We start from the raw sequence: 22,807 nt of genomic DNA on the forward strand, positions 1-22,807 counted from the left end.
AACTCCGGTCGACCGCGTTGCATGGGATCGGAGTAAGCGCTAAAGCGCTAACTCCGGTCGACACAGGAGACATGCGTGAATCATCCCGTACCACCGGCCCCGCTGCGCCGGCCTTTTCCCGCCGAACTGCTCGGCGCGCTCAAAGCGACCTTCGGCGAGCGTGTGTCCGTTGCCGAAGCCGTGCGTGCCCACCACGGCCGCGACGAATCGCCGTTCGACCCCCAACTGCCTGACGCCGTCGTCTTCGCGCGCACGACCGAAGACGTGCAAACCGTCGTCAAACTGTGCGGCCAGTACGACGTGCCGCTCATCCCATACGGCAACGGGTCATCGCTCGAAGGACATCTGCTCGCCGTACAAGGCGGCGTGTCGATCGATCTGTCGGAAATGAACCGCGTGCTGTCGATCAACGCCGAAGACCTCACCGTCACCGTCGAGCCCGGCATTTCGCGCAAGCAGTTGAACGAAGCGTTGCGCGACACCGGCCTCTTCTTTCCGATCGACCCGGGCGCCGACGCGAGCATCGGCGGCATGTCGGCCACGCGCGCGTCGGGCACCAACGCCGTGCGCTACGGCACGATGCGCGAGAACGTGCTAGGCCTGACCGTCGTGCTGGCCGATGGCCGCGTGATCAAGACCGGCACACGGGCGCGCAAGTCATCGGCGGGTTACGACCTGACGCGTCTGTTCGTCGGCTCGGAGGGCACGCTCGGCGTGATCACCGAAATCACCGTGCGCCTTTATCCGCAACCGGAAGCTGTCTCCGCCGCCGTATGCGCGTTTGCGTCGATGGGCGACGCGGTGCGCGCGGTCATCGAAACGATCCAGATCGGTGTGCCGATCGCGCGCGTCGAGTTCGTCGACTCGCTCGCGATCCGCTCGATCAACCGCCATTCGAATCTGACGCTGCGCGAAGCGCCCACGCTGTTCTTCGAATTTCACGGCACTGAGGCCGGCGTGAAGGAACAGGCAGAACTCGTCCAGGAGATCGCCGCACAAAATGCCGGCGAAGGTTTCGAATGGGCGACGCGCCCGGAAGACCGCAGTCGTCTGTGGAACGCGCGTCACAACGCCTATTTCGCGATGCTGCAACTGAAGCCCGGCTGCCGCGCCGTCACGACCGACGTCTGCGTGCCGATCTCGCGTCTCGCCGAATGCGTGGTGGAAACGGAGCTGGATCTGAAAGCGTCGCCGCTGCCCTGCCCGATCGTCGGCCATGTCGGCGACGGCAACTTCCATGTCGCGATCCTGATCGACCCGAACAAGCCCGAAGAGCTCGCGGAAGCCGAGCGTCTGAACCATCGCATCGTGCAACGCGCACTGCGCATGGACGGCACCTGTACCGGCGAGCACGGCGTCGGCCTGCACAAGATGGGCTTTCTACTCGAAGAACACGGCGATGTCGCCGTCGATACGATGCGCTCGATCAAGCACGCACTCGATCCGCGCAACCTGATGAACCCGGGCAAGATCTTCTCCTGGGTAGTCTAGCTATGGCATAGGCTCTGTCGGGCGTGGCCGCAAGGCATTAGCCGCCGCGCCGGCGTCGAAGCAAGGCGGCTCGAAACAAGAGCAAGTTTGGCGAAAGGCACGAGGAGACAAGTCACATGAACGCACCCGCTGAACTGACGGCTGAAGTACTCGCCCAGCGCCAGCGCGAAGTCGTGCAGGCGCTGATGGCTGTGTTGCCGACCCACTGTCTGCTGTATCGCGAGGAAGACACTGTCGCCTACGACTGCGACGGCCTCGCCGCGTACCGGCGTCTGCCGCTCGCGGTCGCGCTGCCGGAGACGGAATCGCAGGTGCAGCGCATCGTGCAGATCTGCCACCGGCTCGACGTGCCGATCGTGCCGCGTGGCGCGGGCACCGGCCTGTCAGGCGGCGCGATGCCGATCCGTCATGGCGTCGTGGTGTCGCTTGCGCGCTTCAGGAAAATCGTCGAAGTCGATTCCTACGCGCGAACCGCCACGGTGCAACCGGGCGTGCGCAATCTGTCGATCTCCGAAGCCGCGGCGCCGTACGGTCTGTACTATGCGCCGGACCCGTCGTCGCAGATCGCCTGCACGATCGGCGGCAACGTCTCGGAGAATTCCGGCGGCGTGCATTGCCTCAAGTACGGCCTCACTGTGCACAACGTGCTGCGCGTGCGCGCGGTGACGATGGAAGGCGAGATCGTCGAATTCGGCTCGCTCGCGCCGGACGCACCCGGACTCGATCTGCTCGCGGTGCTGATCGGCAGCGAGGGCATGTTCGCGATCGTCACCGAAGTCACCGTCAAGCTGATCCCGAAGCCGCAAACGGCGCAGGTCATCATGGCCAGTTTCGACGACGTCGTGAAAGGCGGCGAAGCGGTCGCCTGCATCATCGCGGCGGGCATCATTCCCGCAGGGCTCGAGATGATGGACAAACCGGCCACGCGCGCCGTCGAGGAATTCGTCAAAGCCGGCTACGATCTCGACGCGGCGGCGATCCTGCTGTGCGAATCGGACGGCACGCCAGAAGAGGTTGCCGATGAAATCGTGCGCATGACCGCGGTGCTGCGCGAACAGGGCGCGACGCGCATCCAGATTTCGCGCTCCGAAGCGGAGCGGCTACGCTTCTGGTCCGGCCGCAAGAACGCGTTCCCGGCTGCGGGCCGCATCTCTCCAGACTACTACTGCATGGATGGCACCGTGCCGCGCCGCAGTATCGGGCCGCTACTCGCGCGCATCGAGGCGATGGAGCAAACCTACCGCCTGCGCTGCATCAATGTCTTCCACGCGGGCGACGGCAACATGCATCCGCTGATCCTCTTCAACGGCAACGACCAGGACGAGTGGCACCGCGCCGAGGCGTTCGGGTCCGACATCCTCGAAGCGTGCGTCGAACTGGGCGGCACGGTGACGGGCGAGCATGGCGTCGGCATCGAGAAGATCAACTCGATGTGCGTGCAGTTTTCGCCCGAAGAGCGCGACACGTTCCACGCGGTCAAGCGCGCCTTCGACGCGCCCGGTCTGCTCAACCCGGACAAGGGCATTCCCACGCGAGCGCGCTGCGCCGAATACGGCAAGATGCACGTGCGCGGCGGCTTGCTGCCTCACCCCGAGCTACCGCGCTTCTAGCAGTAGGCAAAGCGCACCGCCACGCCGCTGCGGCGGCGCTTCCCGGTCCTCGACCCTGATTACCCGATGCGGGTCCGCTCCTGGTTGCCAGCGAGCCCCCGCCCGGTACAATCAAACGAAACACAACGAAGCAGGACACCATGGAAGAGGACGACATCGTCGCCGTATGGTCGGAACGCGTGCGTTCGGCCAGCGCCGAGGGACGCGCGTTGCGCATCCGTGGCGGCGGCACCAAAGACTGGTATGGTCAGACGCTGGAAGGTGACATCCTCGACACGCGCGCTTATCGCGGCATCATCGCGTACGATCCGGCGGAGCTGGTCATCACCGCGCGCGCGGGCACGCCCCTGCTGGAGATCGAAGCCGCGCTCGCCGAGCACGATCAGATGCTCGCCTTCGAGCCGCCGCACTTCGGCCCGCAGGCCACCTTCGGCGGCTGCATCGCGGCCGGCATCTCAGGGCCGCGCCGCCCTGCCGCAGGCGCGGCGCGCGACTTCGTGCTCGGCGCGGTCATCATGAACGGTCAAGGCCAGACACTGCATTTCGGCGGCCAGGTGGTGAAAAACGTCGCGGGTTACGACGTTTCGCGTCTGATGGCCGGCTCGCTCGGTACGCTCGGCCTGATCCTCGAATTGTCGATCAAGGTGCTGCCGCTGCCGCAGGCCGAAGCCACGCTCAAGTTCGACATGAACGGCACCGATGCGGTCCGTAAGCTGAACGAATGGGGCGGGCGCCCGCTGCCAATCACCGCGAGCGCATGGCGTCACGGCACGCTCGCCGTGCGCCTCGCGGGCGCGGAAGCGGCGGTCAAGTCGGCGCGCACGTCGCTCGGCGGCGAGGTCGTCGATGCGGTGGAAGCGGAGCGTTTCTGGGCCGGCCTGCGCGAGCAGACCGACTCGTTCTTTGGGGCCATCCCGCCGAAGGCCGCGCTCTGGCGTCTCGCGCTGCCCTCGATCACCGAACCTTTGCAACTGCCCGGTGCGCAACTGATGGAATGGGGCGGCGGCCAGCGCTGGTGGATCACCGACACCGACGCGCAAACGGTGCGCATCAGCGCGAAACAGGCCGGCGGTCATGCCACGATCTTCCGCACCGGCCACGGTTACGACCGCAGCGCCGGTGTGTTCACGCCGCTGCCCGCGCCGCTGATGAAAATCCATCGCGGCCTGAAAAGCGCTTTCGACCCGGCCCGCATTTTCAATCGCGGCCGTCTGTACCCCGACTTCTGAGCGACGCGATGCAAACCAACCTCGCGGACTTCATTCGCAATACGCCCGATGGCGACGAAGCCGACGCCATCCTGCGCAATTGCGTGCATTGTGGCTTCTGCACGGCCACCTGCCCGACCTACCAGTTGCTCGGCGACGAACTCGACGGGCCGCGCGGACGCATCTATCTGATCAAGCAGATGGTCGAAGGCGCGCCGGTCACGCGCAGTACCCAGGTTCACCTCGACCGGTGCCTGACCTGCCGCAATTGCGAATCGACCTGCCCGTCCGGCGTGCAATACGGCCGGCTGGTGGAGATCGGCCGCAAGCTCACCGAAGAAAAAGTCACGCGCCCGCTGGGGCAGCGGATGCTGCGCCGGCTGCTCGCGAGCGTTGTGCCGAACAGTGCGGTCTTCACGCCGACCATGCATCTCGGCCAGCACTTTCGCCGCGTGCTGCCGAAAAAACTGCGCGACAAGGTGCCCGCGCGGCAGCGGCCGCTCGAATGGCCCACCGCGAAACATGAGCGCAAGATGCTGATGCTCGCGGGTTGCGTGCAACCGTCGATGATGCCGAACGTGAACATCGCCACGGCGCGCGTACTCGATGCGCTTGGCGTCGAAACCGTGATCGCGCCCGACGCCGGCTGCTGCGGCGCGATCCGCCTGCATCTGGGCTACAACGACGAGGCGCTCGACGACCTGCGCGCCAATATCGACGCATGGTGGCCGTACGTCGAGCAGGGCGCGGAGGCGATCGTGATGAACGCGTCCGGCTGCGGCGCGACGGTCAAGGAATACGCGCACCTGCTGCGCCACGATCCGGCCTATGCGGAGAAGGCGCGCCGCATCGTCGAATTGACGCGCGACATTTCGGAGATCCTGCCCGAGTTCGAGGAAGCGCTCACCGCCGTCACGCGCCGCCGCTCGGTGCATACCGTGGCGTTTCATCCACCCTGCACGCTGCAGCATGGCCAGCAGGTGCGCGGCAAGGTCGAGCATCTGCTCACCGCGCTCGGCGTCGAAGTGCGTCTGCCCGTCGACAGTCATCTTTGCTGCGGCTCGGCCGGCACCTATTCGCTGACCCAGCCGAAGCTGTCGTACGCACTGCGCGATCAGAAGCTCGAACGGCTGCAGGCACAGGAGCCGCAGGTGATCGTGTCGGCGAACGTCGGCTGCATTGCGCATCTGCAAAGCGGCACGTCGACGCCGGTCGCGCACTGGATTGAATTGGTCGAGCACATGCTGTCCGTATAATCGGGTCATCGCTTTTCGCTGAACCACGGTTACGCTCCATGCCCGATCTGATTTACAACCTCGAAGCGGTGCGGCAGCGCATCGCCACGGCCGCGCACACCGCCGGACGCGACGCGCGTTCGGTCATGCTGCTCGCGGTCTCGAAGACCTTCCCCGCCGAAGACGTGCGTGCAGCTCACGCGGCCGGCCAGCGCGAGTTCGGGGAGAACTACGTGCAGGAGGCGCTCGCCAAGATCGAGTCGCTCGCCGATCTGCGCGCGTCGCTCGAATGGCATTTCATCGGCCCGTTGCAATCGAACAAGACGCGGCCGGTCGCCGAGCATTTCGACTGGGTGCATTCGGTCGATCGCCTGAAGATCGCGCAGCGACTGTCCGAGCAGCGCCCTGCCAATCTGCCGCCGCTGAACGTGTGCCTGCAGGTCAACGTGAGCGGCGAGGCATCCAAGAGCGGCGTCGGCGTTGCCGAGGCGGTCGAAGTCGCGCAGGAAATCGCCGCGCTGCCGAAACTGAATTTGCGCGGGCTCATGTCGATTCCCGAACCGGCGGGCGATATCGATGCGCAACGTGCGCCGCATCGCCAATTGCGCGAGTTGTTCGAGCGTCTGCGCGACGACGGACTCGAACTCGACACGTTGTCGATGGGCATGTCGAGCGACCTCGAAGCAGCCGTGCTCGAGGGCGCGACAATCGTGCGAGTCGGCACCGCGATCTTCGGCGCGCGGGATTACGCTCACTGACCTTTCCGGGCCGTCCAGGCTCTTCACCGAAACTCATTCGGACTATCATGAAAATTGCTTTTATCGGCGGCGGCAACATGGCTGCGGCGTTGATCGGCGGCCTCATCAAGCGCGGCGTCGCACCTGCGGACCTCTACGCGATCGATCCCAATGAAGACGCGCGCAAGCGCAATGAGCAGCAGTTCGGCATCCGCACCGGAGCGGGCGCGGACGCCGTGCTCGCAGGGTACGACGCCGTCGTGCTGGCGGTGAAACCGCAGATTCTGAAGAGCGTCGCTGAAGCGCTGGCGCCGCATCTGAAGCCGTCGCAACTGGTGATCAGCATCGTCGCGGGCATTCGCATGGGCGACATGTCGCGCTGGCTGAACGGCCACGGCCGCATCGTGCGCGTGATGCCGAATACACCGGCGCTGATCGGCATGGGCGTGACGGGCCTCGTCGCGACCGGCAGCGTCGACGAAGCGGGCCGCGCGCTCGCGTCGCAGGTGCTCGGCGCGGTCGGCGAAACGGTCTGGTTCGACGACGAAGCGAAAATCGACGCCGTCACCGCGATCTCGGGCAGCGGTCCGGCCTACGTGTTCTACTTCATCGAAGCACTGCAGGAAGCCGCACGCCAACTCGGCATGGATGAAGCGCAGGGCCGCGCGCTGGCCGTCGCGACTTTCACCGGCGCGGCGCAACTGGCGGCGAATTCGGACGAGCCGCCGAGCCTGCTGCGCGAACGCGTGACCTCGAAGGGTGGCACGACCGCCGCAGCGCTGACGTCGTTCGACGCGAGCGGCATCAAGGACGCGATCGTGCGCGGCGCGCTCGCCGCCGATGCGCGCGCGAAGGAAATGGGCGAGGAGTTCGGCAAGCAGTAAGCGCGGTTGATGGTGGTGCGTGAGCGCTAGCCTGGTGGGCTGCCGCGTTTGACGAAGCTTTTGGCGGCACCGTGGTTAGCGCCGCGATGGACAAAGCTTTTGCGGCATCCTGTTGACGCCTTGTTTGCCAATGCCCGTTTGCCAATGCTTATGGCTGACGAGGAAGTAGGTACACCGTCGGGCGCGGCACGAGATTCGCAACGCGGCCGCATCGACGTACACAAGGAGAGAGAACGAAGCACTGCAGAATTAAACGACACAGCGCTTCGCTCCATAACGCGGGCCCACTGTTAGCAATCCACTACAAGTCCACCGCGAATCCGCCGCAACGCTCTGCGGTGCATGCCACGCGCGGAACCAAAACGCTGCCCTGCGCGCCGCGCAGCAAAATCAAAACGAAGCCACCGCATAATGCGCGGCAATCCCGGCAAACAACGCGCCGCCGAGCCAGTTGTTATGCCGGAACGCGGCGAAGCATGCCATGCGCTCACGGTCGCGGATCAGCGTGTAGTGATAGATCGCGCAGGCCGCCGCCGCCGCCCAACCCAGCCAGTACAGCACGCCGAAACCGAGCATCACGCCGATACCGACATAGATGCCAAGCGTCACCGCATAGCACAGCATGATCGCGGCCACGTCGAAGCGGCCGAACGTGAGCGCCGACGTGCGGATGCCGATCTTGATGTCGTCGTCACGATCGACCATCGCATATTCGGTGTCATACGCGACCGACCAGAACACGTTGGCGAGCAGCATCAGCCACGCGAGCATCGGCACGTGGCCCTGAATCGCGGCGAACGCCATCGGAATGCCGAAGCCGAACGCGATGCCGAGATACGCCTGCGGAATCGCGAAGAACCGCTTGGTGAACGGGTACGAACCGGCGACGAACAGCGCCGCCACCGAAAGCTCCTTGGTCAGCGTGTTCAGCGGCAAGATCAGCAGAAACGCCAGCAGCGACAACCCGGCCGCCAACGCCACCGCTTCCCACGCCTTGATCTTGCCCGACGTGATCGGTCGATTTTCAGTGCGCTTCACGAAGCGGTCGAAATCACGATCCGCATAATCGTTGATCGCGCAGCCCGCCGAGCGCATCAGCACCGTGCCCACCGTGAAGATCACCAGCAGCGGCCAGGACGGATGTCCATCGGACGCGATCCACAGCGCGTTGAGTGTCGGCCACAGCAGCAGCAGGCTGCCGATCGGCTTGTCCATGCGCACGAGGCGCAGATACAGGGGAAGTCGGGCGAACATGGCGGAATCGGTGAAGTGGATGAAATGCGCAAACGTTGCGGCTATTTTACGGGATGCGCGCGGGCGGCTGCCTTCGGGCGGGTGCGCTCCGAACGCCAGGCTATCTGCGCGGCTCGCTGAACGGCATCGCAAAAAACAAAGCCTCCCGCGAGGGGAGGCTTTGTGCCGTTTCAGGGCAAACAGCGCAACGTCGGCGCCTGAGCGGAGCGGCTCGCTCGCGAGGCGGCGACGCTCAAGCGAGCATCGAGCGCAGCATCCACGCGGTCTTTTCGTGCGTTTGCATGCGTTGCGTCAGCAGGTCGGCTGTCGGCTCATCGTTGGCGGCTTCCGTCGACGGGAAAATCGCGCGTGCGGTGCGCACCACGGCCTCCTGACCTTCCACCAGCTGGCGGATCATTTCTTCCGCGGCCGGCACGCCGTCCGCTTCCGGAATCGACGACAGCTTCGCGAAGTCCTTGTAGCTGCCCGGCGCATGCACGCCCAGTGCGCGGATCCGTTCAGCGATCGAATCGACTGCCAGCGCCAGTTCGTTGTATTGCGTTTCGAACATCAGATGCAGCGTGTTGAACATCGGACCCGTCACGTTCCAGTGGAAGTTGTGGGTCTTCAGGTACAGCGTGTAGGTGTCGGCGAGCAAACGCGACAGACCGTCTGCAATCTTCTTGCGATCTTTATCGCTGATCCCGATATTGACGTGCTGTACGGCTGCGGCTTCTTTCTTGGCCATGATGACTCCTTCGAAGAGTGATACGAACCGGTCGGCAAAGTGACGGTTTGCGCAAGGCAAACGCGAAACATCGAACGCTCGACAGTTTAGCCTGGAAATCTGCTGCGTTCGCGTGACACGTGGCCACTTGCCGCTTTGACGGGTTGACTGCGATCAACCGCCCAGCGCGTGTTGCAGCGCCTGCGCGACGAGCACCGCCCACCCGCTCGCGACGATCGCGAAACCGGATGCCTTACGCACGCCGAATGCCCGCGTGAGTGTCTGCCGCCGGTGCGCACCGCGTGCTGCCGGCGAGCCGCCAGGCGTGGCCATCATCGTCTGAATCATGATCGTACTCCCGCGATTCGTATCGATACCGGCGGGGCGCCGCTGCACCCCGCTTTGCTGCATCGCTTCAACTACCGTTACCTACTTCTTGCCGCTTTCCGCCAGTTCGGCCAAAGCGGCGATCACGCCTTGCGCATAGGCCGGGTCGGCGCGACGGAAATGCTCGATCTGACGCGCGACGATGTCCTGCGGCACACCATTGATGTGGCGCGCGATGTTGCCGAACAGACGCTGGCGCTGTGCCGCGTCGAACAGCGCGAACAGCATGCCCGGCTGCGTGTAGTAGTCGTCGTCAGCGCGATGATCGTAGCGATCGACGGCGCCTGCCGCGAGCGGCGGCTCCGACGCGTTCGCGTCCTGTGCGAAGTCGCCGAAACGGTTCGGCTCGTAGTTCACGTTGCCGCCGAGGTTGCCGTCCGTGCGCAGCGCACCGTCGCGATGGAACGAATGCGCGCCCGGCACGCGCGGCGCATTCACCGGAATCTGATGGTGATTGATACCGAGGCGATAGCGCTGCGTGTCACCGTACGAGAACAGGCGCCCCTGCAACAGACGGTCTGGCGAAAAGCCGATACCCGGCACGACGTTGGCCGGCGTGAATGCGGCTTGCTCGACGTCCGCGAAATAGTTCGCCGCGTTACGGTTCAGCTCGATCGTGCCGACGTCGATCAGCGGATAGTCCTTCTGCGACCACACCTTCGTGATGTCGAACGGATTGAAGCGATAGTTCGCCGCGTCCGCTTCCGGCATCACCTGAATCGCGAAGCGCCATGCCGGGAAGTTGCCCGCGTCGATATTGCCGACCAGATCACGCTGCGCACTCTCGCGGTCCTGCGCGACCACTTGCGCCGCCTGCGCATCGGTGAAGTTCTCGATACCTTGCATCGACTTGAAGTGGAACTTGACCCAGAAGCGCTCGTTGTTCGCGTTGATGAACGAGTACGTGTGCGAACCGAAGCCGTGCATCTGCCGATAGTTCTTCGGAATGCCGCGGTCGCTCATCAGAATCGTCACCTGATGCAGCGATTCCGGATGACGCGACCAGAAGTCCCACGCGGCGACGTTGCTGCGCATGTTGGTGTACGGATCGCGCTTCTGCGTGTGGATGAAGTCAGGAAACTTCAGCGGATCGCGGATGAAGAACACCGGCGTGTTGTTGCCGACCACGTCCCAGTTGCCCTCTTCGGTGTAGAACTTGATCGAGAAGCCGCGCACGTCCCGTTCGGCATCGGCCGCGCCGCGCTCGCCCGCCACCGTCGAAAAGCGCATGAAAAGCGGCGTTTCCTTGCCGAGCGCCGCGAACACCTTCGCCTTCGTGTAGCGCGAGATGTCGTGCGTGACCTTCAGCGTGCCGAATGCGCCCGAACCCTTGGCGTGAACCCGGCGCTCGGGAATCACTTCGCGATCGAAGTGAGCGAGCTTTTCGAGCAGCCAGACGTCTTGCAGCACGACCGGGCCGCGCGAGCCGGCGGTCATCGAATTCTGGTTGTCGGCGATCGGTGCGCCGGCCGCATTGGTGAGCTTGCGTTCGGACATGGGTAACTCCTGTGATTTTTATTGAAAGAGGGGAACAGACGCGGCATGGATGCCGCAAGCCGCTGCGCTAAGCGGACAAGGCCCGATCGACCAGCAACGACAATGCGACGGTGCGCATGCTCGGCGCCGAAGTTGCCGCGCGGACGGCCGTTGCGACCACCGGTTGGGCGACAAGCGCGTGAATTTGCTGCGAATTCGATTGCATCATGATTTCCTCCTGGGCCTTATCGAATAAGGGATCGGGCGATCCACGGGGGAAACTATATCAACACTATTATAAATTTGTGTTTGATTAATTTTATCTATTTAATAGGGGCAAGGCAGGCCTGCGGCAGGCGCGGGACTGCGGCGCGCAAGATCGGCCGCGCGCGCGAAGCGTGCGCCGTCCCGGCGGTCGGCCAACAGCGCCGACCGGGCATAGAGAGGAAAGAGATTGCTTAGTTGACCGCGACCGGCAGATCGAGCTTCTTGACGCCCGGCAGATCGCAGGCGCTGATTGCATCGCAAATGGCGTCGATCGCGGGCATGCGCGTGAAGCTCTTGCGCCACGCGAGCACGACGCGGCGATCCGGCACAGGCTCGTCGAACGCGACATAGCTGAGCAGGCCCGCGTCGATGCCGCCCGCGTGCGGCTTGACTTCATGCACCGACATGCGCGGCAGCACGGTGATCCCGACGCCGCTCGCGACCATATGGCGAATGGTCTCCAGCGACGACCCTTCGAAGGTCTTCTGGATGCCGTCCGCGTTCTGCGAAAAACGCATCAGTTCCGGGCACACGCCCAGCACGTGATCGCGGAAGCAGTGGCCGCTGCCGAGCAGCAGCATGGTTTCCTGCTTCAGGTCGTCGGCGTCGATTTTCTGGCGGTTTTCCCACGCGTGGCCCGACGGGAGCGCGACGACGAAAGGCTCGTCGTACAGCGGGCGCAGCATCAAACCGGTTTCGGGAAACGGCAACGCCATGATGGCGACGTCGATTTCACCCTGCTTGAGCAGTTCGATCAGCTTGAGCGTGTAATTTTCCTGCAGCATCAAGGGCATTTGCGGGACGCGCTTGATCATCTGCTTGACGAGGGTGGGCAGCAGGTACGGCCCGATCGTATAGATCACACCGAGCCGCAACGGTCCGACCAGCGGGTCCTTGCCCTGCTTGGCGATTTCCTTGATCGCGAGCGTCTGTTCGAGCACGCGCTGCGCTTGCGTGACGATCTGTTCGCCGATCGGCGTGACGCTGACCTCGCTGGTCCCGCGCTCGAAGATCTGCACATTCAGCTCGTCTTCGAGCTTCTTGATAGCGACCGACAGCGTCGGCTGGCTGACGAAACACGCTTCGGCGGCCCGGCCGAAGTGCCGCTCGCGGGCAACCGCCACGATGTATTTCAATTCGGTGAGCGTCATTGGGGGACCAATCAGTGCAATGAATTCGATAGGTTCTAGTTATACACCCTATGGGGTCGGTTCGCCACCTCTTGTTTCGGGACTGGCGCACGTGTCGTGCAGCACCTTTTCAACGACGTCAAACCCGCTTCACGCTTTCAGATAATGCTCACGCGCCCCCAGCCACCGCGCCAGATGCTGCAACACGACCTCCGGATACTGCTCGAGCAGCACCGCGGCCGCCTCGCGCGCGGGTTCGATCAGCCACTGGTCGTTTTCGAGATCGGCGAACCGCAGCATCGCCGCGCCCGACTGGCGGGCGCCCAGAAACTCGCCCGGTCCGCGAATCTCGAGATCGCGCCGGGCGATCTCGAAGCCGTCCGTCGTTTCGCGCATGGTCTGCAGGCGCGCGCGCGCGGTCATCGACAGCGGCCCGGTGTAAAGCAGGACGCACACCGACGCCGCACTGCCGCGACCCACCCGTCCGCGTAGCTGGTGCAGTTGCGCGAGGCCGAAGCGCTCTGCATGCTCGATTACCATCAGCGACGCATTCGGCACGTCGACGCCCACTTCGATCACGGTCGTCGCGACCAGCAGCTGCACCTCGTTGCGGGTGAACGCGTCCATTACCGCGGCCTTCTCGGCGGGGGCGAGGCGTCCATGCACGAGGCCGACCTTCAGCTCGGGCAGTGCGGCCACCAGCGTCTCGTAGGTCTCGACCGCGGTCTGCAATTGCAAGGTTTCGCTTTCCTCGATCAGCGGACACACCCAGTACACCTGACGCCCGGTCAGCGCCGCCTCGCGCACCCGGCCGATCACTTCCTCACGCCGCGCGTCGGAGACGAGCTTGGTCAGAATTGGCGTGCGGCCCGGTGGCAATTCGTCGATGGTCGAGACGTCGAGGTCGGCGTAGTAGGTCATGGCGAGCGTGCGCGGAATCGGGGTCGCGGACATCATCAGTTGATGCGGCTGGAAGTCGCGCGCGCCGTCGGTAGCGTTGAGCGCCTTGGCGCGCAGCGCGAGCCGTTGCGCGACGCCGAAGCGGTGCTGCTCATCGACGATCACGAGCCCGAGGCGGGCGAATTCCACCGCGTCCTGAATGATCGCGTGCGTGCCGATGACGAGTTGCGCGGTGCCGAGCGCGGCGGCTTCGATCGCGGCGCGCTTCTCTTTGGTCTTCAGACTGCCCGCCAGCCACGCGACGCTTACGCCGAGCGGCTCCAGCCAGCCGCGCAATTTGCGTGCGTGCTGTTCGGCGAGAATTTCGGTCGGCGCCATCAGTGCGGCCTGGTAGCCGGCGTCGATGGCCTGCGCGGCGGCCAGCGCAGCGACGATCGTCTTGCCGCTGCCGACGTCGCCTTGCAAAAGCCTCTGCATCGGATGCGGCTGGGTCAGGTCGAGCGCGATCTCGCCGCCGACACGCTCCTGCGCCCTCGTCAGCGAGAACGGCAGCGCCTTCAGCAGCCGCGCCACCAGGGCCGACTCGTCGCCCTGCTTGCGGCGCGGCATGGCGGGCGCGGCGCGGGTGCGGCGCTCGTCGTGTGCGCGCTTGAGCGACATCTGCTGCGCGAGCAGCTCCTCGAACTTGATGCGCACCCAGGCCGGATGCGTGCCGTCGATCAGCGCGGTCTCATCGGATTGCACGCCGGGATGATGCAGCGTGCGCACGGCATCCATCAGCGACGGCACGCCGAGCGGCTCGAGGTGCGCCCGCGCGACCGGCTCGGGCAGCAACTCCGGCAGCGACGTGCGTGACAAGGCGTTGTCGATCGCCTTGCGCAGATAAGCCTGCGTGACGCCCGCAGTGCTCGGGTAGACGGGCGTCAGCGCCTGCGGCAGCGGCGTGTCCTCGTCGACCACGCGCACCGCCGGATGCACCATCTCCATGCCGAAGAAGCCGCCGCGCACGTCGCCGCGCACCCGCAGCCGCGCGCCGATCGCCATCTGCTTGACCTGCGAGCCGTAGAAGTTCAGAAAGCGCAGGACGAGTTCGTCGCCGGCGTCGTCGTGCAGCTTGACCAGCAACTGACGGCGCGGGCGATAGGCGATCTCGTTGTCGAACACGACGCCTTCGGTTTGCGCGATGCCGCCAGGCAGCAGGTGGCCAATCGGCGTCAGCGAGGTTTCGTCTTCGTAGCGCATCGGCAGATGCAGCACGAGGTCGATCGCGCGCGTGAGGCCGAGTTTGGCGAGCTTGTCGGCGGTTTTGACGGGGGGCCTGGCGATGCGTTTTTCCGTGCCNTCCTCGACGCCTTTCCCGGCGCCCCTCGTGGCGGCTTTGCCGGCGGACTTCGGCGTGGACTTGCCGGCGGGCTTGTCACCGAAGGGGTCGGCCGCGCCGAACGGTGCCGTCGCGCCGGGTGATCCTGGGGATTTATCGTCGGCTAGGTCCTCTTCCCGCGCGTCCTTTTCGCTCGCCGGCGTCGCGCCCGCCCCGACCTCGCTCACCTGCTGCGCCGCGTTGCCTCGCGCGACGCGGCGCTTCGGTTCGGCGCTCACTTCATCGGTAGCGGAGGGCAAACGGCGGTCGGACAAAGGCATGGGCTGCTTCGCAAGTACAATATCGGCTGTCAAAGGGTTCGCCGCCGACGGGTTCACCGCAGGCGCGTGGGCTAGCGGGCCGCTCTGGCGTCCCGCAATCATAGCCGCCCGGCTCCGGCTTCGGCTCAATTCAGTCCCAATTCGCATCCAGTCGTTCGCATGTTTACGCTTTCCGATTTCGATTTCGATCTGCCGCCCGAGCTGATCGCGCAAGTGGCGCTGCCCGAGCGCAGCGCCAGCCGTCTGCTCGAGGTGGACAACACCGGCGGCGCCGATGCCGCGCGTCTGATCGACCGCCGCTTCGCCGAGTTGCCCGAGTGCATCGCGCCCGGCGATCTGCTGGTCTTCAACGATACCAAAGTCCTGAAGGCGCGCTTCCTCGGCCAGAAGGCCAGTGGCGGCAAGGTCGAGGTGCTGGTGGAGCGCCTCACCGGCGAGCGCACGGCACTCGCGCAGATTCGCGCGAGCAAGAGCCCGCAGCCGGGCACCACGATCCGTCTCGCGGACACGTTCGACGTCACCGTCGGCGAGCGGGTCGAGCCTTTCTACACGCTGCATTTCCCGGACGACTGCCTGACGCTGATCGAGCAGTTCGGCCGGCTGCCGCTGCCGCCGTACATCGAACACGATCCCGACTCGACCGACGAGACCCGCTACCAGACCGTGTTCGCGCAGAATCCCGGCGCGGTCGCGGCTCCCACCGCCGGCCTGCATTTCGACGACGCGCTGCTCGCGCGACTCGACGCTCGCGGCGTGGAACGCGCGACACTGACGCTGCACGTCGGCGCGGGCACGTTCCAGCCGGTGCGGGTCGAGAATCTCGCCGAGCACAAGATGCACAGCGAGTGGTATCACCTGCCGCAGTCGCTCGCCGACAGGATCGCGGCGACCAAGGCGCGCGGCAATCGCGTGATCGCGGTGGGCACGACGTCGATGCGCGCGCTCGAAGCCGCCGCGCGCGACGCCGAAGCTGCCGGCCGGCTGCTCGCCGCCGCCAGCACGGAGACGGACATTTTCATCACGCCGGGCTACCCATTCCGCGTGGTCGACCGGCTGGTCACGAATTTCCATTTGCCGAAGTCGACGTTGCTGATGCTGGTATCGGCGTTCGCCGGCGTCGGGACGATTCGCGCGGCGTACCGTCATGCGATCGAAGCGCGCTACCGGTTCTTCAGTTACGGCGATGCGATGCTGCTCACGCGCCGCGACGTCTGAAACAGCCTGGCCGTTTTGAAGTTTTTGCAGTTCCCGGGCCGCCGCGAATGTTCGCGGCGGCATTTCAACGTTTGGGGCTGTCGATCAGAGTCAGCGCTTTAGCGCTTTAGCGCTTTCCCGGTCCCATGCAGAATCACCAACCCGAAGTCCGTTTCAACATTCGCGCCGGACTGTTTTCCGGTAGCCCAGGAGTTACTCAATGACCCTCGGTCATCAATCGCAAGAGACCACCACCGAGCGCCCCGCCAACGGCCTCCAATTCGAACTGCTCGGCACCGACGGCCAGGCGCGCCGCGGGCGCGTCACGCTGAATCACGGTGTGGTGGAAACGCCGATCTTCATGCCGGTCGGCACCTACGGCACGGTGAAGGCGGTCCAGCCGCGCGAACTGGAAGAAATGCACGCGCAGATCATTCTGGGCAACACCTTCCACCTGTGGTTGCGCCCCGGTCTTGAAACCATCGAAGCGCACGGCGGTCTGCACGGCTTCATGGGCTGGAAGAAGCCGATCCTGACCGACTCCGGCGGCTTCCAGGTGTTTTCGCTCGGCGATCTGCGCAAGATCACCGAAGACGGCGTCACGTTCGCGTCGCCGATCAACGGCGACAAGCTGTTCCTGTCGCCGGAAGTGTCGATGCAGGTTCAGAAGGTGCTGAACTCGGACATCGTCATGCAGTTCGACGAATGCACGCCGTACGCGACCAACAACGTGCCGACCTCGCACAAAGACGCGGCCGACTCGATGCGCATGTCGATGCGCTGGGCGCAACGCTCGATCGACGAGTTCAAGCGGCTCGACAATCCGAACGCGCTGTTCGGCATCGTCCAGGGCGGCATGTTCGAGGACCTGCGCGACGAGTCGCTCGCGGGTTTAGCGGAAATGGACTTCCACGGCCTCGCGATCGGCGGGCTGTCGGTCGGCGAGCCGAAGGAAGACATGATGCGCGTGCTGAACCACATCGGCCCGAAGCTGCCGGCCGACAAGCCGCACTACCTGATGGGCGTCGGCACGCCGGAAGATCTGGTGGCCGGGGTCGCTGCCGGCGTCGACATGTTCGACTGCGTGATGCCGACCCGCAACGCGCGCAACGGCTGGCTCTTCACCCGTTTCGGCGACATCAAGATCCGCAACGCCACGCACAGGAACTCGCTGCGCCCGCTCGACGAGCAATGCGGCTGCTACACCTGCCGCAATTTCACGCGCGGTTATCTGCATCACCTGCACCGTGTCGGCGAAATCCTCGGCGCCCAGTTGAACACGATCCACAACCTGCACTACTACCTCGAACTGATGCAGGAAATGCGTGACGCGATCGACGCGAAGATGTTCGAGCCGTTCCGCAAACGCTTCCACGAGAACCGCGCGCGGGGCGTCGAACAGGCGCCTTGACGGGTGCGGCGCGCGGATTCAACCGAAGAATCCACGCGCCGCGCATCGAAAACCTTACAATCTACTTTCGCAGACGGCGTAAAAAGGCTTAAACGGTTGATCGCAAAGCCGATTCGCCGCGCCGTCGCGCATCAGGCCGGTGGTAGAATAACCGGCTGATTTTTTTGATCGTTTGACTGATAACGGAGAGACCAACGTGTCGTTCATTTCCAATGCCTTTGCCCAAGGCACAGCAACAGGTGGCATTGAATCGAACCTGATGAGCTTCCTGCCGCTGATCCTGATGTTCGGCGTGCTGTACTTCATCATGATTCGCCCGCAAATGAAGCGCCAGAAGGAGCACCGCAACATGCTCGCCGCCATGGCCAAGGGCGACGAAGTGGTGACGAACGGCGGCATCGTCGGCAAGGTGACCAAGGTGGGTGAGGCTTACGTCGGCGTCGAAATCTCGGAAGGCACGGAAATCACCGTGCAGAAAGCGTCGATCACGACGATTCTCCCGAAGGGCACGATCAAGTCGCTGTAAGGCCTGCTCTCTCGCGTCCGGCGCGGCCTCGCCGGCGATTCACGCCACCCTGTGCTGAACCACCCGCGCTCATCGCCGGACGCATCGCTTCCAAGCCAACCTCCCGTTGGACCACTCATGAATCGCTACCCCCTCTGGAAATATGCCGTGATGCTGGTGGCTCTGGTCATCGGCCTCGTGTACACGCTGCCCAACCTGTTCGGCGAAGCGCCGGCGGTGCAGGTGTCGAGCGGCAAGGCAACGGTCAGGCTCGACTCGACCACGCTGGCTGCGGTCGAAGCCGCGCTCGCCGCCAATCAGATCAAGCCCACCGCCGTCACGTTCGACAATTCGACGACCAACACGAACATTCGGGTGCGTCTGACGGACACCGACACGCAATTGCGCGTCAAGGATCTGCTGCAGAAAACGCTGAACAGCGATCCGACCGATCCGCAGTTCATCGTGGCGCTGAACCTGCAAAGCGCATCGCCCACCTGGCTCTCGGCGCTGCACGCGCTGCCCATGTACCTCGGTCTCGATCTGCGCGGCGGTGTGCACTTCCTGCTGCAAGTGGACATGGCCGGCGCGCTCAACAAGAAGCTCGACTCGGACGCCTCGGACGTGCGCACGCTGCTGCGCGACAACAACGTGCGCGACGGCGGCGTGAATCGCGTGGGCCAGTCGGTGGTGGTCAATCTGGCCGACCAGGCCACGGCGGACGCGGCGCTCAAGCTGCTCGGCCGCGGCATCAGCGAACTCCAGTGGGCCTCGCAGGCGGGCCAGGACGGCGGTGTGCAACTGGTCGGCACGTTCACGCCGGCGGTGCAACGCGCCGTGCAGGACGCCGCGCTCAAGCAGAACATCACCACGCTGCATAACCGCGTGAACGAACTCGGCGTGGCCGAGCCGGTGATCCAGCAGCAAGGCGCGGACCGCATCGTCGTCGAACTGCCGGGCGTGCAGGACACGGCGAAGGCGAAGGACATCATCGGCCGCACGGCGACGCTCGAAGCGCGCCTGGCCGACCCGGTCAACACGCATCCAAAGCCGTCCGACCCTGTGCCGCCGGGCGACGAACTGTTCACCCAGGGCAACCAGACGCCGGTGCTGCTGCGCAAGCAGGTCATCTTCACGGGCGACCGGATCATCGACGCGTCGGCGGGCTTCGACGAACATCAGCGTCCTTCCGTCAGCCTGCGCCTCGACTCGGCCGGCGGCCGCGCGCTGCGCAGCGTGTCGCGCGACAACATCGGCAAGCCGATGGCGATGGTGCTGTTCGAGCGTGGCAAGGGTGAAGTGCTGACGGTGGCGACCATCCAGTCGGAACTGGGCGACCGCTTCCAGATCACCGGCCAGCCCACCCCGCAAGCCGCCGCCGACCTCGCGTTGCTGCTGCGCGCCGGGTCGCTCGCCGCGCCGATGGAAATCATCGAAGAACGCACGATCGGCCCGAGCCTCGGCGCCGATAACATCAAGAAGGGTTTCCACTCGGTGGTGTGGGGCTTCGCGGCGATCGCCGTGTTCATGATCGCGTACTACATGCTGTTCGGCGTGATCTCGATGATCGGTCTGTCGGTCAACCTGCTGCTGCTGATCGCGGTGCTGTCGATGCTGCAGGCCACGCTCACCTTGCCCGGCATCGCCGCTATCGCGCTCGCGCTAGGTATGGCGATCGACGCGAACGTGCTGATCAACGAACGCGTGCGTGAAGAACTGCGCAACGGCGCGCCGCCGCAACTGGCGATCCAGAACGGCTACGCGCATGCGTGGGCGACGATTCTCGACTCGAACGTCACCACGCTGATCGCCGGCCTCGCACTGCTCGCGTTTGGCTCCGGCCCGGTGCGCGGCTTCGCGATGGTTCACTGTATCGGCATTCTGACGTCGATGTTCTCGGCGGTGTTCTTCTCGCGCGGTATTGTCAACCTCTGGTACGGCGGCAAGAAGAAACTGAAGTCGCTGGCGATCGGCCAGGTGTGGCGTCCGGAAACAGCGCCCGCGGGCTCGGGCGCTTACCTCGGCAATAGCGACGCTGACACCGGCAGCGCGCAAGCCGTCGCCAAGGCTGCGGCGAAGCCCAAGACGCCTGCAGGGGCGCAAGCGCGCGCCGGCAAGCCGACCGTGCGCCGCCGCAATGCGTCGGGTTCCTCGAACACGCCGCAGAAACCGGGTTCATCCCGCTGAGTCCCGGAGAACAAGACCATGGAATTTTTCCGTTTTCGCAAAGACATTCCGTTCATGCAGCGTGCGTTGATCTTCAACGCAATCTCGCTGCTGACGTTCCTTGCCGCTGTGTTCTTCCTCGTGCATCGCGGGCTGCACCTGTCGGTGGAGTTCACCGGCGGCACCGTGATCGAAGTGCAGTATCCGGGCGCCGCGCCGCTTGATCCGGTGCGCGGCACGCTGGCCAAACTCGGCTACGCGGACGCCCAGGTGCAGAACTTCGGCACCTCGCGCGACGTGCTGATCCGTCTGCCGCTCAAGCAGGGCTACACGTCGGCGCAACAGAGCGATCAGGTGATGACCGCGCTGAAGGCCGAGACGCCGCAGGTCCAATTGCAGCGCGTCGAGTTCGTCGGCCCGCAGGTCGGCAAGGAACTCGCCACCGACGGCCTGCTCGCCCTCGCCTGCGTGGTGATCGGCATCGTGATCTACCTGTCTTTCCGCTTCGAATGGAAGTACGCGGTGGCCGGCGTGATCGCGAACTTGCACGACGTGGTGATCATTCTCGGCTTCTTCGCGTTCTTCCAGTGGGAGTTCTCGTTGTCGGTCCTGGCCGCGGTGCTCGCGGTGCTCGGCTATTCGGTGAACGAATCGGTCGTTATCTTCGACCGGATTCGCGAGACCTTCCGCCGTGAACGCAAGATGACCGTGATCGAGGTGATCAACCATGCGATCACCAGCACGATGTCGCGAACCATCATCACGCACGGTTGTACGCAGATGATGGTGCTGTCGATGTTCCTGTTCGGCGGCCCGACGCTGCACTACTTCGCATTGGCGCTGACGGTCGGTATTCTGTTCGGTATCTATTCGTCGGTGTTCGTCGCGGCCGCGCTCGCGATGTGGCTGGGGGTGAAGCGCGAAGATCTGGTGAAGGACAAGAAGGAACGCACCGATCCGAACGATCCGAACGCAGGCGCGCAAGTCTGATCCTGTCGTAGTGGCGTACTTCGGCACCCATGCAAAAGGCCGGTTCATTCTGAACCGGCCTTTTGCGTTTACCGCCGCGTCGCCTCAGCGAAACCCAAGCTTGCGACGTGCTGCCATCAACGCGACGAGGCTCACCGCCGCGGCAAAAATCAGGTAGTAGCTCGGCGCCGCCTTCGAGCCCGTGGCGCTGATCAGCCACGCGATGATGAACGGCCCGAAGCCGCCGAAGATCGTCACGGCAATGTTATACGCGAGCGACATGCCGGTCGTGCGCGTCTGCACCGGGAACATCTCCGACAGCAAACCCGGCAGCGCCGCGAAGTACCCCGTCATCAGGAAACCGAACACGATCTGCATCGCCATCAGCGTGCCGAAGCTCGGATGCGCGACCAGATACAGAAAGGCCGGATAGATCAGCACGAGCAGCAGCAGCGCCGGCACCAGCATGATCGTGGTGCGCCCATGCCGGTCCGACAGATGACCGACCAGCGGTGAGAACACCATCTGGATCACGCCGGTCAGCGCGATCGCCGAGAACGCGACCGACGGCGCCAGTCCCAGCTGCTTCACGCCATAAGTCGGCATGAACAGCACCAGATACGTCGACACGGTGCCGAGCACCACCACGCCGATCGCGATCACGAGCCGCAGCTTCTGGCTCGCAAAGGTGTCGCGCAGCGGCGTCGTAGTGGTTTCGGCCGCGAGGAATTCGGGCGTCTCGTCGAGTTTCGTGCGGATGTACCAGGCGACCGGCCCGATCAGCAGACCGAAGAAGAACGGCACGCGCCAGCCCCACGACGCCATCTGTTCCGGCGCCAGCGAACCGGTGAGCAGCACGCCGAAGCCGGCGGCCAGCAGCGTCGTGAGTCCCTGGCTCGCCACCTGCCAGCTCGCGAAGAAACCGCGCCGCGCCGGCACATGCTCGGCGAGAAACGCGGTCGCGCTGCCGAATTCGCCGCCCGCCGAGAAGCCCTGCATCAGACGCGCGATCACGAGAATCAACGGCGCGGCGAGGCCGATGCTCTGATAGGTCGGCAGGACCGCGATGATCAGCGTGCCGCCCATCATCAGCAGGATCGACAGCGTGAGCGCGGCCTTGCGGCCGGCGCGATCCGCGTACGCGCCGATCACGATCGCCCCGAGCGGCCGCATGAAGAACGACACGCCGAAGGTGCCGAGCGTCAGCAGTAGCGAGACCGTGTCGTTACCGGCCGGAAAAAACAGCTTCGCGATGGTGACCGCGAAAAAGCCGTACACCACCAGATCGAACCATTCCAGCGCATTGCCGATCGAGGCGGCGATCACCGCGCGCCACGAACTCTGCCGGCTTCCCGCGAGGCTTGCTGCGGTCGTTGCATTCATCCAGATCTCCAGTTCGCGCGAAATATTGTTTGATGCGGGCGCGCTACGCCCGATGCGGCCGAACCCGATGCGCGCATCACCGGTTCGGTGCCAGCGCTCTATTTAACTGGAAAATAAATCCGGCGCGAGCGGCAAATTGGATGCAGCGCCGCATGAGGCTTCACGGCGGATCGCGCAAAGCACCGGCGGATGACGGACAGGGCAAGAAAAAACCGCTTCGTCGCAAAGCGACGAAGCGGTTTCCTGTGTTGCG

General features: G+C 64.7%; 19 protein-coding genes. 11 read left to right on the forward strand and 8 right to left on the reverse strand.

Going from position 1 to position 22,807, the window contains the following annotated elements:
- Window positions 1–75 precede the first annotated feature (75 nt).
- The 6 genes from CIC12_RS29865 to proC all read left to right on the forward strand — a co-directional run bounded on the left by CIC12_RS29865 (window position 76) and on the right by proC (window position 7,165).
- Window positions 76–1,491 (forward strand): FAD-linked oxidase C-terminal domain-containing protein, encoded by a 1,416-nt coding sequence (locus CIC12_RS29865; RefSeq protein WP_168669716.1) that lies wholly within the window; start codon window positions 76–78, stop codon window positions 1,489–1,491.
- A 116-nt stretch (window positions 1,492–1,607) separates the two neighbouring features.
- Window positions 1,608–3,101, forward strand: a complete 1,494-nt coding sequence (locus CIC12_RS29870; RefSeq protein ID WP_168669718.1) for an FAD-linked oxidase C-terminal domain-containing protein — start codon at window positions 1,608–1,610, stop codon at window positions 3,099–3,101.
- 140 nt (window positions 3,102–3,241) lie between these two features.
- On the forward strand, window positions 3,242–4,330 hold the full coding sequence (gene glcE / locus CIC12_RS29875; RefSeq protein ID WP_168669720.1) for a glycolate oxidase subunit GlcE: 1,089 nt from the start codon (window positions 3,242–3,244) through the stop codon (window positions 4,328–4,330).
- Between the two features lie 8 nt (window positions 4,331–4,338).
- Entirely contained in the window at window positions 4,339–5,565 is a 1,227-nt protein-coding gene (gene glcF / locus CIC12_RS29880) for a glycolate oxidase subunit GlcF (protein ID WP_168669722.1), read from the forward strand.
- A gap of 38 nt (window positions 5,566–5,603) precedes the next feature.
- Window positions 5,604–6,302: a YggS family pyridoxal phosphate-dependent enzyme gene (locus tag CIC12_RS29885; protein WP_168669724.1), complete on the forward strand. Its 699-nt coding sequence runs from the start codon at window positions 5,604–5,606 to the stop codon at window positions 6,300–6,302.
- 47 nt (window positions 6,303–6,349) lie between these two features.
- Window positions 6,350–7,165 carry a pyrroline-5-carboxylate reductase gene (gene proC, locus CIC12_RS29890; protein ID WP_168669726.1) on the forward strand — a complete coding sequence of 272 codons (816 nt, stop codon included), beginning with the start codon at window positions 6,350–6,352 and terminating at the stop codon, window positions 7,163–7,165.
- Between the two features lie 390 nt (window positions 7,166–7,555).
- Here proC and ubiA read toward each other — a convergent pair whose 3' ends face one another.
- The 7 genes from ubiA to recG form a co-directional block, all read right to left on the reverse strand.
- Complete coding sequence (ubiA, locus tag CIC12_RS29895; RefSeq protein ID WP_168669728.1) at window positions 7,556–8,419, reverse strand: 4-hydroxybenzoate octaprenyltransferase; 864 nt, start codon at window positions 8,417–8,419, stop codon at window positions 7,556–7,558.
- Window positions 8,420–8,651: 232 nt separating this feature from the next.
- Entirely contained in the window at window positions 8,652–9,146 is a 495-nt protein-coding gene (locus CIC12_RS29900) for a Dps family protein (RefSeq protein ID WP_168669730.1), read from the reverse strand.
- Between the two features lie 153 nt (window positions 9,147–9,299).
- Complete coding sequence (locus tag CIC12_RS29905; RefSeq protein ID WP_168669732.1) at window positions 9,300–9,473, reverse strand: hypothetical protein; 174 nt, start codon at window positions 9,471–9,473, stop codon at window positions 9,300–9,302.
- Window positions 9,474–9,554: 81 nt separating this feature from the next.
- Window positions 9,555–11,009 (reverse strand): catalase, encoded by a 1,455-nt coding sequence (locus CIC12_RS29910; RefSeq protein WP_168669734.1) that lies wholly within the window; start codon window positions 11,007–11,009, stop codon window positions 9,555–9,557.
- Between the two features lie 67 nt (window positions 11,010–11,076).
- Window positions 11,077–11,217, reverse strand: a complete 141-nt coding sequence (locus CIC12_RS29915) for a hypothetical protein (RefSeq protein WP_168669714.1) — start codon at window positions 11,215–11,217, stop codon at window positions 11,077–11,079.
- Between the two features lie 229 nt (window positions 11,218–11,446).
- Complete coding sequence (locus CIC12_RS29920) at window positions 11,447–12,406, reverse strand: LysR substrate-binding domain-containing protein (RefSeq protein ID WP_168669736.1); 960 nt, start codon at window positions 12,404–12,406, stop codon at window positions 11,447–11,449.
- A 129-nt stretch (window positions 12,407–12,535) separates the two neighbouring features.
- Complete coding sequence (gene recG, locus CIC12_RS29925) at window positions 12,536–14,926, reverse strand: ATP-dependent DNA helicase RecG (protein WP_168669738.1); 2,391 nt, start codon at window positions 14,924–14,926, stop codon at window positions 12,536–12,538.
- 159 nt (window positions 14,927–15,085) lie between these two features.
- Here recG and queA point away from each other — a divergent pair, with 159 nt between their 5' ends.
- The 5 genes from queA to secF all read left to right on the forward strand — a co-directional run bounded on the left by queA (window position 15,086) and on the right by secF (window position 21,192).
- Window positions 15,086–16,141: a tRNA preQ1(34) S-adenosylmethionine ribosyltransferase-isomerase QueA gene (gene queA / locus CIC12_RS29930; protein WP_168669740.1), complete on the forward strand. Its 1,056-nt coding sequence runs from the start codon at window positions 15,086–15,088 to the stop codon at window positions 16,139–16,141.
- A gap of 199 nt (window positions 16,142–16,340) precedes the next feature.
- Entirely contained in the window at window positions 16,341–17,531 is a 1,191-nt protein-coding gene (tgt, locus tag CIC12_RS29935; RefSeq protein WP_168669742.1) for a tRNA guanosine(34) transglycosylase Tgt, read from the forward strand.
- Window positions 17,532–17,727: 196 nt separating this feature from the next.
- Window positions 17,728–18,057, forward strand: a complete 330-nt coding sequence (gene yajC / locus CIC12_RS29940) for a preprotein translocase subunit YajC (protein WP_168669744.1) — start codon at window positions 17,728–17,730, stop codon at window positions 18,055–18,057.
- Window positions 18,058–18,174: 117 nt separating this feature from the next.
- Entirely contained in the window at window positions 18,175–20,223 is a 2,049-nt protein-coding gene (gene secD, locus CIC12_RS29945) for a protein translocase subunit SecD (RefSeq protein WP_168669746.1), read from the forward strand.
- A gap of 18 nt (window positions 20,224–20,241) precedes the next feature.
- Window positions 20,242–21,192, forward strand: a complete 951-nt coding sequence (gene secF, locus CIC12_RS29950) for a protein translocase subunit SecF (RefSeq protein WP_168669748.1) — start codon at window positions 20,242–20,244, stop codon at window positions 21,190–21,192.
- An 84-nt stretch (window positions 21,193–21,276) separates the two neighbouring features.
- Here the strand turns inward: secF and CIC12_RS29955 are convergent, their stop codons facing one another.
- Window positions 21,277–22,554, reverse strand: coding sequence for an MFS transporter (locus CIC12_RS29955; RefSeq protein WP_168669750.1), 1,278 nt, complete (start codon window positions 22,552–22,554; stop codon window positions 21,277–21,279).
- Window positions 22,555–22,807: the final 253 nt, after the last annotated feature.

This window comes from Paraburkholderia sp. SG-MS1, from assembly GCF_012275575.1.
In the GTDB taxonomy this organism is placed as follows: domain Bacteria; phylum Pseudomonadota; class Gammaproteobacteria; order Burkholderiales; family Burkholderiaceae; genus Paraburkholderia.

Coding starts and splice junctions, on each gene's coding strand:
- CIC12_RS29870 (WP_168669718.1), top strand. CDS start 1,608: ATGAACGCACCCGCTGAACTGACGGCTGAAGTACTCGCCCAGCGCCAG.
- glcE (WP_168669720.1), top strand. CDS start 3,242: ATGGAAGAGGACGACATCGTCGCCGTATGGTCGGAACGCGTGCGTTCG.
- glcF (WP_168669722.1), top strand. CDS start 4,339: ATGCAAACCAACCTCGCGGACTTCATTCGCAATACGCCCGATGGCGAC.
- CIC12_RS29885 (WP_168669724.1), top strand. CDS start 5,604: ATGCCCGATCTGATTTACAACCTCGAAGCGGTGCGGCAGCGCATCGCC.
- proC (WP_168669726.1), top strand. CDS start 6,350: ATGAAAATTGCTTTTATCGGCGGCGGCAACATGGCTGCGGCGTTGATC.
- ubiA (WP_168669728.1), bottom strand. CDS start 8,419: ATGTTCGCCCGACTTCCCCTGTATCTGCGCCTCGTGCGCATGGACAAG.
- CIC12_RS29900 (WP_168669730.1), bottom strand. CDS start 9,146: ATGGCCAAGAAAGAAGCCGCAGCCGTACAGCACGTCAATATCGGGATC.
- CIC12_RS29905 (WP_168669732.1), bottom strand. CDS start 9,473: ATGATTCAGACGATGATGGCCACGCCTGGCGGCTCGCCGGCAGCACGC.
- CIC12_RS29910 (WP_168669734.1), bottom strand. CDS start 11,009: ATGTCCGAACGCAAGCTCACCAATGCGGCCGGCGCACCGATCGCCGAC.
- CIC12_RS29915 (WP_168669714.1), bottom strand. CDS start 11,217: ATGATGCAATCGAATTCGCAGCAAATTCACGCGCTTGTCGCCCAACCG.
- CIC12_RS29920 (WP_168669736.1), bottom strand. CDS start 12,406: ATGACGCTCACCGAATTGAAATACATCGTGGCGGTTGCCCGCGAGCGG.
- queA (WP_168669740.1), top strand. CDS start 15,086: ATGTTTACGCTTTCCGATTTCGATTTCGATCTGCCGCCCGAGCTGATC.
- tgt (WP_168669742.1), top strand. CDS start 16,341: ATGACCCTCGGTCATCAATCGCAAGAGACCACCACCGAGCGCCCCGCC.
- secD (WP_168669746.1), top strand. CDS start 18,175: ATGAATCGCTACCCCCTCTGGAAATATGCCGTGATGCTGGTGGCTCTG.
- secF (WP_168669748.1), top strand. CDS start 20,242: ATGGAATTTTTCCGTTTTCGCAAAGACATTCCGTTCATGCAGCGTGCG.
- CIC12_RS29955 (WP_168669750.1), bottom strand. CDS start 22,554: ATGAATGCAACGACCGCAGCAAGCCTCGCGGGAAGCCGGCAGAGTTCG.